Annotated in this window: 8 protein-coding genes; all 8 read right to left on the bottom strand. The window is 62.4% G+C overall.

Annotated elements, in window-relative coordinates; genetic code table 11:
* Window positions 1-306: 306 nt before the first annotated feature.
* A complete protein-coding gene (locus FJ964_RS30205; protein WP_140554335.1) occupies window positions 307-1,356 on the bottom strand; it encodes an alpha/beta hydrolase in 1,050 nt (349 codons plus the stop codon).
* Window positions 1,357-2,815: 1,459 nt separating this feature from the next.
* Entirely contained in the window at window positions 2,816-3,169 is a 354-nt protein-coding gene (locus FJ964_RS30200; protein ID WP_140554333.1) for a cupin domain-containing protein, read from the bottom strand.
* 318 nt (window positions 3,170-3,487) lie between these two features.
* Window positions 3,488-4,381, bottom strand: coding sequence for a sugar phosphate isomerase/epimerase (locus FJ964_RS30195; protein WP_140554331.1), 894 nt, complete (start codon window positions 4,379-4,381; stop codon window positions 3,488-3,490).
* A gap of 72 nt (window positions 4,382-4,453) precedes the next feature.
* A complete protein-coding gene (locus tag FJ964_RS30190; RefSeq protein ID WP_140517934.1) occupies window positions 4,454-5,392 on the bottom strand; it encodes an ABC transporter substrate-binding protein in 939 nt (312 codons plus the stop codon).
* 80 nt (window positions 5,393-5,472) lie between these two features.
* The gene (locus FJ964_RS30185; RefSeq protein WP_140554329.1) at window positions 5,473-6,471 is read right to left on the bottom strand and encodes a ribose ABC transporter permease; all 999 of its coding nucleotides are present in this window, start codon (window positions 6,469-6,471) and stop codon (window positions 5,473-5,475) included.
* The gene (locus FJ964_RS30180; RefSeq protein WP_140554327.1) at window positions 6,468-8,039 is read right to left on the bottom strand and encodes a sugar ABC transporter ATP-binding protein; all 1,572 of its coding nucleotides are present in this window, start codon (window positions 8,037-8,039) and stop codon (window positions 6,468-6,470) included. The genes FJ964_RS30185 and FJ964_RS30180 overlap by 4 nt, the downstream gene beginning before the upstream one ends.
* A complete protein-coding gene (locus FJ964_RS30175) occupies window positions 8,036-9,403 on the bottom strand; it encodes a carbohydrate kinase (RefSeq protein WP_140554326.1) in 1,368 nt (455 codons plus the stop codon). Before FJ964_RS30175 ends, FJ964_RS30180 begins: the two co-directional genes overlap by 4 nt.
* Window positions 9,400-10,182 (bottom strand): DeoR/GlpR family DNA-binding transcription regulator, encoded by a 783-nt coding sequence (locus tag FJ964_RS30170; protein WP_140554324.1) that lies wholly within the window; start codon window positions 10,180-10,182, stop codon window positions 9,400-9,402. The genes FJ964_RS30175 and FJ964_RS30170 overlap by 4 nt, the downstream gene beginning before the upstream one ends.
* Between the last annotated feature and the right edge of the window lie 41 nt (window positions 10,183-10,223).

The raw sequence follows: 10,223 nt of genomic DNA, 5'->3' as shown, positions 1-10,223 counted from the left end.
CCCTTGCCGCCTCCGCCTCCGCCGCCGCCCGCAGACGCGATGCCACCAAAGGCGGCGTATGCGATGCTTGCACCCAAGGCCGAAAGCAATACACGACGAGACGTAAACACTGTTCGATCCTCCTAGAATTTCTGTGAATTTTCGGCATTTGACAATCGAAGGTGACAGGCACGCGACTTGCACCCACAAGACGAGAGGGGTTCTTGAATGGCGCTAAGCTGGTATTTAATTTATTCGCGCATTCGGCTTTATATGGACTTCACCAGTAGCCAACTGCGGACTTTCACAATTGACTCGAGAAGAACTTCAGTGCCAAAATCGGAGTCTCAACCTAGACTGCTTGGAGCGAGCTGCCGATAGTGAGCGTAGTGTCTCCGCCCCCGACCACAGTTCCTTTGGCGGGCTTGGGAACTGCGGGGCCCCCATCTCGCCGACACATTCAGTCTTCAACTTGAGCTTGGGGTTTGCGAGGAAATCAGCAACTACTTTCGACCCGCACGGGTCGGAATCTATCACATCGTGTCCGATCCCCCGAAAAACCACCACCTGACCGAAAGGAAGGGTTTTCGCCGCGTGGTCCGCCCACGTTGTCGGCGTTGCCGGATCATATTCTCCTGACAACAGAAGAGTGGGTATGTCCGTGCGGCGCGGCTGCATCCGCGATGCTGATCCGTTCTCAAGCATCCAAAGAGGGCATGCCCAGGAGTAGTCGTTCAGCTCAACCCATTTCGACCAGTATTTGTCCTGCTTGCCATTCAGATCGGGGAGATCGCTGTCGGAACAACTTATAGAGAAGTCCATACCTTGGGAGATCTCCAAGTCGTCAGCATCGAAAAGTATCTCCGCCAGGGGTCTGAAATCCTGTTTGTATGTCCTCTCGATCAGCTCCGGTAGGGTCAGGATCGCATCGCGGTCATATAAAATGCCGAATATAAGTTCGAGGAAATCTGCCCCTGAGACATATGTGTAGCGCGCCTCTTTATCTGTGCTGCGCAAGAGCAACGGCTGCCGATCAAGCTGTCTTGTAATAACCTGAACAGCATTTGATATCCCTTTCATGCATCTGTTCGCCGCCTCACAGTCTCGCTCCAGAAGCTTTAGAGAACGGTCCAGGTTAGGCCCATCTTCGTTCAGGTAATTGATGTCCAGTGGAACAACTGAATCGAGTATACTCGCCGAGATCCCTTCGGGGTGCCGGTTCATCACTTCCAGTGCAAGCCTGGTGCCATACGATACGCCATAGAGAACCCACTTTTCTATCCCCAGAGCCTTTCGAAGGTCATCAATATCCTCCGCATTCTCCTCAGTGTTGTAGGCATCAAGATCGATGCTTTTGCGATCAACGCCGTCCTGCATGCAAGAACCTCATCTTTTTTGAGCTTGCCAAAGGTGGTTTCGACCTCAACGCTCGAGAGAATGGCGTTCCAATGATCGGGCTTGAAATATTGAGAACAGTCCAAGGCGGGAGCGGACTTTCCGATACCCCGCTGATCTGCAACGATTACTCGGCGTCCGATCATCCAGCTCTGGGCGCTGATGAATTCCCACCATCCATCGATGTCGTCGCTATTGGCAATGTCGGTAGGCTGCCCCCGGTCCTCCTGTGAGAAACACTACCGGTTCGTGCCGTTCGCGGTCTGGTTCGAATACAACGACGGACAGGACGACCTCGGTACCACCCGTCTTCTTTCGATTTTCTGGTACATTCACGGTCCCACACGTCATTGCCCGATCCCGGGGAATTTCGAACCAACAGCTGGTTTTCTTGAACTCACCCGCAGTGAGCTCCCCACCCCCCAGGCAAATGAGGAACGCAACTGACGTGACCACGAGAAGAAAACACCAACCTGGTTTGATGTACGCGCGTCTAAACACGGTAGACATCTCGCCCCTCATTTATAATTAGATTAAAACTGCTCGATCACGGCTCGAATATTCCTCGCGCCGTCGACAAATCAGGAATAAAACGCCCGTAATCGCGACTTCGTTATTTATTCTACACGGAGAGTCTCTCTCCCCGGTATTGCCAAGGAACAATTCGATATTTCAGGAAAACGGCTTGAAAAACCCATCCCGCATGCATCCTGACGAGCCTCTCCATTTCGTGTTCCCAAGCGATATTGGGTTACTCCGACACAAAATTGGAAACAAGCTCGACAAACCGGGGACTATATTAGCGCTTTTGATTGATTTCGTGCGCGAGACAGTGGTCAGCACTGCGCTTATGTAAGCCGTGTTTTGCGCTACATTGCTCATCCGATTTTGCGCGGGTGCTCGCACCCTCCTCCTTATGGTGGATTCCCATTCTTTAGCATTAACGCATATAAAGACCGCGCTTCTGCACTCACGATGGGAACACAACCATGCGGAATCGAAAGTCACTTCAACTGGCGCTTTTGGCTTGTATATCGCTTTTTCTCACCGACGCCGCTTTGGCGAAAGATGCCTACAAGACACCCTGTAGAGCGGACGCCAAGCGGGTGTGCCACATGGACAACGAAGTTAAGGCGCAAGGCTGCCTTAAACAGCACCTCGGCGAACTCACGCCGGCTTGCAAGGCTTTCCTCACTAAACAATGAAATGACCACGGGTCCTGTTGTCCCGCGTGCTCCGACTGCGGGTTGCTCGCCGTGGGTCTCACGCGATGGCACGATGAGCGAGGCGGGCATCGTTCGCCCTGCCGGCATTCCGGTCCCATTCGCTCCAACCGGGCCCCAGCCACGGCCCGCCAGTTGAATAAATATGCGATTATGGCCGGATTGACGAAAAGTATCAAAGGCCGGCGAGCGGCTGGCTTGTCTGTCCGCGGCCTACCTCAGCCCACCCTGACAACAAAATGTTTCGTCACCGGCTCGATGATCTTCCAGGTTCCCTTGAAGTCGGCTTCCACCACGAAGGCGTCGCCGGGGCCGACTTCGACCGGCGTGCCGCCGTCGGGCGTGATGATGATGCGGCCCGCGATCATGTGCACGAACTCATAGTCGGTGTAGGTGGCGTGATAGGTACCGGGCGACGCCCGCCAGGTTCCTGAGATCACCTTGCCGTCCGCGGTCGTGTGCTGGACGGTGGTTTGCATGGTCGGCCGACCCTCGACCGCGATCCAGCCAGGCAGGTCGCCGGCTTCCGCGTGTTCGACGGTGCCGAATTTCAGGATCGTCTTGTTCGTCATCGCCGGGGCTCCGTTCTGCTTCGCTGTCGCACCGTCGGATAGCCGATGCGCATGGCATGGGCAATGCCGTCATGAGGACCAAGGCAACGCATCCGGGTTCACTGGCCCTTCGCCGGTGCGCTGTTTGACGGAGCACTGAACGAAAAAACCCGCCTGCTCGGCGGGTCATTGGCGCGACTCAGCACCATAGGTACTTTGTAGCATTAACTGCCTTCATAGTCAATGAAGCCGAGTTCGCGGTCTTGCACCAGGAACCAGGCGCGTCCGCGCCTGGGATGGGCGATTTGGCAATCCCTGCTGCTCGTCAGTCTGAAATCCTCAGGGCTTGTGGCGCGCCGCGACGAGTTCCGCCTTGCGCCTTGCCGTTTCCATTCCCAGCCCGATGAAGGCGCGCGCGTGCTTGGCAAGCGCCATGTTGTCCGTCCACAGATTGCGCCAGATGGCGGTCTTCTTCGACAGGTTCTCGTCGACGATCTCCGAGGAGAAGGATTCGAAGCTGAGATCGTCGGTATAGCCGATCGCCGTCAGCGCATCGAATATCGCGGCGAAGTCGATATTGCCGGTGCCGAGGAAACCGCGATGGCTCTCGCCGATATGGACATAGCCGATCTTGCCGGCGGCATGGCGGATGGCCAGCCCGACATCGGCCTCCTCGATGTTCATGTGGAAGGTGTCGAGGTGGAGAAAGATGTTGTCGGCGCCGGTGTCCTCGATGAAGGCCAGCCCTTGCGCGGCGGTGTTGAGCAGATTGCTCTCGAAGCGGTTGACGATCTCGAGGTTGAGCGTGACGCCTGCCGCCTTCGCGGTCTCGGCGACCCTGGCCAGCGTCCCGGCGCTGCGGTTCCACTGGTCGCGCGTCGGCGCCTCGGTCTGCAATCCGTGGCTGGTCGAGAGAATGCCGGCGACTTTCTGGCCGCCAAGGTCGCGCGTCAGCGCAACCGTGTCGTTGAGGATCCCGACGCCGCGCGCGGCAACCGCCTTGTCGGCGCTCGAAATATCGCCGTCGGCCGGCAGGCCGATGCTGATCGCCACACCGAGGCCGAGATCGGCGATGCGCTTGGCGAGCCCGCCAATATCGACATTGGCGGGGTCGAGATAGGAGAACTCGATCAGGTCGAAGCCGGCCTCCTTGGTGTTGGCCAGCGTGCGTTCGAGCTCGGCTTGCGTCGAGCTCGCCGACCAGACGAAAGAGTGGATTCCGATGCGCGACATGATCGTCTCCGGTTTGCGGCGAAATGAGGAGGACGCGGCTAGGTCAGCCCGGCCGCGTCCCACTTGGACTGATCAGCGGGCCGCGGTCCAGCCCTTGTAGTCCTTGAGATTCTCGGCGGTGATCAGCTTCGGATCGAGCAGCACCACCGGCTCCGCCGGCTTCTTGCCGGCAAGCACGTCGGCGGCCATCGTCAGCGACTGGCCGGCCATCACATAGGGGTCCTGCGAAGCTGAGGCCTTGATCATGGACTTGCCGGATGCCAGTTCCTTCTCGATGTCCGGCGCGCCGTCGACGGCGGTGAAGATGAACTCCGAGCGGTTGAGCTGCTTGGCGGCGAGCTCGGCGCCGATCGCCGTCGGATCGTTGATGGCGAACACCGCATCGATCTTGTCGAAACGGGTCAGCAGCGACTGGAACACCTTCAGGCCGCCGTCGCGCGAGCCTTCGGCGTTCTGGTCGTCGGACAGGATCTTGATGTCGGGATGCTGGGCAAGCACGTTCTTGCAGCCCTTGACGCGCTCCAGGATCGATGAAGACGCCGGACCGTTGAGAATGACGTAGTTGCCCTTGCCGCCGGTTTGGTCGACCAGATATTGGCAGGCCTCCTCGCCGGCCTTGACATTGTTGGTCATCACGGTGACGTCGGCGCCTGGCGCGGAGACGTCGAAGGCGGCCACCACGATGCCTGCCGCCTGCGCCTTCTTCACCGCGGGCGCGATCGCCTTGGCATCGACGGCGTTGAGCATGATGACGTCGACGCCGGCAGCGATGAAGGAATCGACCTGCGAGACCTGCTTGTTCAAGTCATAGTCGGCCGACACCGACGTCACCTCGACGTTCGGATTGATCTTCTTGGCCGCGTCCTCGATGCCCTTGATGGTGGCGACGAAGAAGGGGTTGCCGAGCAGGCCGACCGAGATGCCGACCTTGTTCAGGTCCTTGGCCGATGCCGGCGCAATGGCGACGGCCGCGAACGCGGCGCCGCAAAGCAGTTTGGCGATGGTCTTCATTACGCTTACTTCCTCCTGATGCCCCGCGCCTCTCACGGTGCGCTACACAAGCCGGTCTTTGATGCCGGCGACAAGGTCACTCACGTTCTTGCCCCTGCCTGGAGCCGGTAGCGGTCGAGGGCGACCGCCACGATGATGACCAATCCCTTGATGATGTACTGCCAGATGTCCGAGACGCCGGCCAGGATGAGCCCGTTGGACAGCACGGCGATGATCAGCCCGCCGATCAGCGTGCCCCAGATCGAGCCGACGCCGCCGACGAAGCTTGTGCCGCCCAGGATGACCGCGGCGATGGCGTCGAGTTCGTAGGACTGGCCGAGCTGCAGGCCGTTGGCGGCATAGAGCCTGGCCGCCGACATGGCGCCGCCGAGGCCTGCCAGCAGGCCGGACACGCCATAGACGAAGAGCAGCACCAGCGGCACCTTGATGCCGGTCAGCCGCGCCGCCTCGGCATTGCCGCCGACGGCATAGATCCAGGTGCCGAGCACGGTGCGCTTCAGCACCAGCCACGACACCACCACCACCGTCAGCGCGATGATGACCAGCCAGGGAACGCCGAACAGCGATCCATTGCCGATGAAGTCAAACGGCAGGTCGGAGTTGAACACGGTCGTGTCTTCACCGAGCAGGCGGGCGACGCCGCGCACGGCGGTGAGCGAGCCCAGCGTGACGATGAAGGGCGGCAGCCTGATATAGGCGATGAGCAGCCCGTTGATGACCCCGAAGCCGAGACCGACCAGGATGGCCGCCGGCACGCCGAGCAGGCCCCAGTCGGGCACCAGCGACACCAGCACCGCCACCATCGCGGAAGCGGCAAGGATCGAGCCGACCGACAGGTCGATGCCGCCGGTGAGGATGACGAAGGTCATGCCGGCCGCCAGCACGATGTTGATCGACGATTGCTGCGTGACGATCAACAGGTTGGTGCCGGTGAGAAAGCGCGGATTGATGAACTGGAAGCCGGCCGCCAGCAGCACCAGCACCGGCAGCATGCCGAGCGCGGCCAAAGCCGTGCGCAGCCGCCGGCTCCTGACTGCCGCCTGATCCACCGTCGTCGTCGCGGTCGTTCTGTCGGTCATTCCTTCGGTCCTTCTTGGGCCGCTCCCGTCGCAAGTTCCATGATCGCTTCCTGGCGAAGCGGCTCGCCCGGGGACGCCGTCACCTCGCCTGATATGGCGCCGTCGCGCATCACCAACACCCGATCGGCGACGCCGATCACCTCCGGCAGTTCGCTGGAGATCATCAGTATGGCGATGCCCCGGTTGGCGAGATCGTCGATCAGCCGGTAGATTTCCGATTTGGCGCCGACATCGACGCCGCGCGTAGGCTCGTCGAGGATGACCACCTTGGGCTCGGTCTCCAGCAGGCGAGCGAGCAGCACCTTCTGCTGGTTGCCGCCCGACAGCGAACCGGCATTGGCCTGCGCCGAGCGGGTGCGTATGGAAAGATCGGCGACGGCTTTCGCAGCGCGCCTGTCGGCGGCGGCGAAGTCGCGGAAGCCGCCGGCACGCGCGTCCCTGGCCAGCACGCCCATGTTGATGTTGTCGGAGATAGACATGTCCAGGAACAGGCCGAGTTCCTTGCGGTCCTCGGTGAGGTAGGCGATGCCGGCATCGAGCGCCTCGCGCGGCGAGCCGATGGCGATCGGCTCGCCGTCGAGCTCCAACGTGCCGGCGCTGCGCCGGTCGGCGCCGAAGATGAGCCTGGCAAGTTCGGTGCGACCCGAGCCGACCAGGCCCGCCAGCGCCAGCACCTCGCCGTGATAGAGGTCGAAGGAGCAGTCCTTCAGCAGCCTGCCGTCGGACATGCCGCGCACCGACAGCGCCACGGCGCGTTTTTCGCCCGGCGGGCGGTGATCCTTCTTGTAGAACGCCGAGAGATCGCGGCCGACCATCATCGAAACGAGGCGCGAGGCGCTGAGGTCGGCGCGCTCCAGCGTGCCGACATAGCCGCTGTCGCGCAGCACGCTGACGCGGTCGGCGAGCTGGTAGACCTCTTCCATGCGATGGCTGATGTAGATGATGGCGATGCCTTGCGCCTTCAGCGTTGCGATCACCTCGAACAGCCGCTCGGTCTCGCGCGAGGTCAGGGACGTGGTCGGCTCGTCCATGACGATGATGCGCGCATTGGTCGACAGCGCCCGGGCGATCTCGACCAGTTGGCGCTCGCCGAGCGACAGGCCGGAAACCAGGGCACGCGCCGAAAAGGAAACGCCGAGCCGGCCGATGATCTCGGTTGCGCGCCGGTTGCACTGGTCGCGGTCGACGATGCCCAAACGGCGCGGTTCGTTGCCGAGGAAAATGTTCTGCGCTACCGTTAGATTGGGCGCCAACGACAGTTCCTGGTAGATCACCGCGACGCCGCTGGCGCGCGCTTTGATCGGATCGCCGGTCGCGGCGGGCATGCCATCGATCAGGATCTCGCCGCCGGGATCGGGACGATAGGCGCCCGAAAGCACCTTCATCAGCGTCGACTTGCCGGCGCCGTTCTCGCCCATCAGCGCGTGCAGCTCGCCGGCCTGGACGGTAAGCGAAACATCCTGCAGGGCGCGGATCGCGCCGAACGTCTTCGAAATATGGCGCATTTCCAGCACCGGGTGGCGTTCTGCCCCCATGCCGGCTGCCTCAGTCTTGGCCCCCGCGCTCATCGGGCTGCGGCCTTGCCGGCGGTCCCGGCGACCAGATCGCGCCAGCCGTCGCGGTAGCCGGCGAGGTTGGTGAAGCGCGCTGCCTTCACCGGCTCCGGCGGCTCGGCGGCGAATTCACGCCCGACGCTTTCGAAAGCCAGAGCCGCCGCGCCCGTGGCGCTGCCTTCCAGCGAAGCGCCCTGCATGAAGGCCTGCTCCGGCCGCAACTGCGCCAGGAGGCTGGCGAGCAGGCCACCAGTGTTGAGCCCGCCGTCGACGATCACGGTGTTGCTGGAATGGATGAGGTCGAGGCAGAGGTCGAGCATCAGCGCGACATAGAGCAGGGCCACGGCCGCACGCTCGCCGGCATCTGGCGTGCGTCCGACCAGCCGGCCCGAACGGCTTGGCATCGGCCCGCCCGGCGCGAAGCTCGGCAGCGCCATCATGCCGGCATCGATCGCCCGCTGCACCGCCGCGCCGTCGACCGGGCCTTGCCAGCCGGCGCTGATGGCGGCGAATTCGCGCCCGCCCATGAAGCGGATGGTCGGCACCGGGCCAACATCCACATCGACATTGACCAGCATGTCGCGATCGCGGTCGAGCGCCTCGAGCGGACAGTCGGGATTGAGCACGACGACCCAGGTGCCGGTCGAAACCACAGTCACCGGGCCCAGCCCCTGCCGCCGATAGGCGTGGAGCGCGGCATTCGAGTCGTGGACGCCGTTGTGGATGGCGAGCGGTCGCGCCGCGCTGCCGAAGCCCTGCTCGCCGATGACAGTACCGGCACGCGCGAAGGCCGGCATCTGGTGGCGCCACCCCTCGGCGTCGACCAGTGAGGAAAAATCGTGACGACGCGGGGCCCACAAATGCGAATGGCAGCCAAGATAGGACACTTCGCAAGCCGGCCTGCCGCCAAGGCGCCAGCTCCAATATTGCGGATAGCCAAGGATCCATTTCGCCGCCGCGAAAGCGTCGGGTGCGGCCTCCTGCAGCCACAGCATGTGGCGGCCATAATTGAAGCCCAGCGGCAGCCGCGGCGAGAACGTCTCGGCATAGTCCGGAATGCGGCGATCGATCCGCGCGGCGATTTCGGCCGGCGGCTCCTGCTCATAGTCGAGGATCGGATGCGTCAGCGCCGCGTCGTCCACCAGGGCGAAGGTGCAGCCATGGCCCGAAACCATCACCCCTTCCACGCCATGGTTTTCGATCGCAGCGGTGACGGCGCCGAGCGCCCAATCGTGGAGGTCGGCCTCATCGAGCACGCTGAAGCCGCCTTGGCGCGTCCATTTCGGCTGGGTCCGGCGCTCGTCGAGAATGCGTCCGTCCTGGCCGAAGACGAACAGCTTCGAATTGGTCTTGCCGAAGTCGAGCACCGCGACCTTCATGCGATGGCTCCCATGGGGGAAGCAATCCGCACCATGACGCCGGCATCCTCCAGCATGCGCGCGTCGGCATCGGAAAGACCGTCGTCGGTGACCAGCGTGCCGATACGCGACAGGGGCAGCGCGACGTTACGGGCCTGGATCGACAGCTTGCGGCTGTCGGCCAGCACGACGATCTGGTCGGCGCACTGGCTGAGATCGACGATCGAGCGCACCAGCAGCGGGTGCGATTCCAGCAAGCCTTCCTGGCCGATGCCTTGCGCGCCGAGAAAGAACTTCGAAGCGTAGAAAGGTGCCGGATGGGTAAGCGAGTGAATGATCCCCGGCTCGCGGTGCAGGTCGCCGCCGGCAACCGTCAGGCTGCAATGGCCATGATCGCTCAGATAGGCCGCCAGCGGCATCGAATTGGTGTAGAGCCGGATGTTGCGCTCGGCGAGCTTGACCCCGAGATGGAAGCAGGTCGAGCCGCCATGCACGATGACCGCGTCGCCGTCGCGCACCATGGTCGCGGCGACATTGGCGATCTGCCGCTTGGCCTCGACCGCGAGATCGCGATTCTCGTCATAGGGCCGGGCATAGGCGACGCCGGCATGCGACGTGCCGTCGAGCGCCGAAACACCGCCATAGACCTTGCGCGCCTCGCCCGCCTCGTCGATCCGGTCGATGTCGCGCCGCACCGTCGCGGCCGAAACGCCGAGCCGCTCCTGCAGCTCCCGCACCGAGGCGAAGGGGCGATCGCGCAAGAGTTCGACGATCTGACGCTGGCGGCCGGAGTCGCTCAACTGTTTCCTCCAAAAACGCCGTTCTGCGACGGCATGTGGTG

The organism is Mesorhizobium sp. B2-3-2 (assembly GCF_006442295.1).
GTDB lineage: Bacteria > Pseudomonadota > Alphaproteobacteria > Rhizobiales > Rhizobiaceae > Mesorhizobium.
This window is presented reverse-complemented; position numbering and strand designations above follow the sequence as displayed.